The organism is Stenotrophomonas maltophilia group sp. Smal32 (assembly GCF_030237085.1).
Taxonomy (GTDB): domain Bacteria; phylum Pseudomonadota; class Gammaproteobacteria; order Xanthomonadales; family Xanthomonadaceae; genus Stenotrophomonas; species Stenotrophomonas maltophilia_Q.
In genome coordinates this window covers 1-861 of the sequence record NZ_JASJSI010000225.1, presented here as the reverse complement: position 1 = coordinate 861, position 861 = coordinate 1, and the positions used below count along the sequence as shown (strand labels likewise).

1 protein-coding gene is annotated in these 861 nt (G+C 65.5%); it reads left to right on the top strand.

Features of this window, described 5'->3' with window-relative positions:
* Positions 1–368 precede the first annotated feature (368 nt).
* Positions 369–861: S46 family peptidase (locus QRO91_RS22455; protein ID WP_285310595.1), on the top strand; the 493-nt coding region annotated here is incomplete at its 3' end.

Genomic DNA, 861 nt, shown 5'->3' with positions numbered 1-861 from the left:
TTTTTATATGGCTTTTTTTTTGGGTGCCGGATGTTATCCTTTTGTGCGGGTGGTTTTATTTTGGTTTAAATTTTGGGGTCCGCCGGGGGTGTTTTATAAGTTAGTATAAACTGGGGCCCAGAGTTAATGCGTATAGGGGGGGTGGGTCCCGGGGCCCCGAACACCAATACCCAATGCAGGGGGGCGCGGGGCCGCAAGGGGGGGCGCCAACGGTCCCGTCCAGGGTGACCACGCCCCCTCTGGACGATTTCCGTGTGCGCGGCCGGCGTGCGCGTGGCAGAGCAAGAAGCAGGCCCATGACTTCCGGGGTTCGGGCCGGGGCAGGGCGGCGGGCTACAATCGAGGGTTCCACTACCAGGGGCCGCTCCATGCGCTCGAACCTGCTTGCATTTTCCATCGTCGCCAGCCTCGGGCTGGCCCAGGTCGCCCATGCCGCTGAAGGCATGTGGGTGCCGCAGCAGCTGCCGGAAATCGCCGGCCCGCTGCAGAAGGCCGGCCTGAAGCTGTCCCCGGAGCAGCTGTCCAACCTCACCGGCGACCCGATGGGCGCGGTGGTTGCGCTGGGCGGCTGCACCGCCAGCTTCGTTTCGCCGCAGGGCCTGGTGGTGACCAACCACCATTGCGCCTATGGCGCCATCCAGCTGAATTCGACCGCGCAGAAGAACCTGATCAAGGACGGCTTCAACGCCCCGAAGCACAGCGATGAACTGAGCGCCGGCCCGAACGCCCGCGTCTACGTGCTCGACCAGATCACCGACGTCACCGCGCAGGCCAAGGCCGCGATTGCCGCCGCCGGCAACGACCCGCTGGCCCGCAGCCGCGCGCTGGACGCCTTCGACAAGGCCCAGGTCGCCGCCTGTG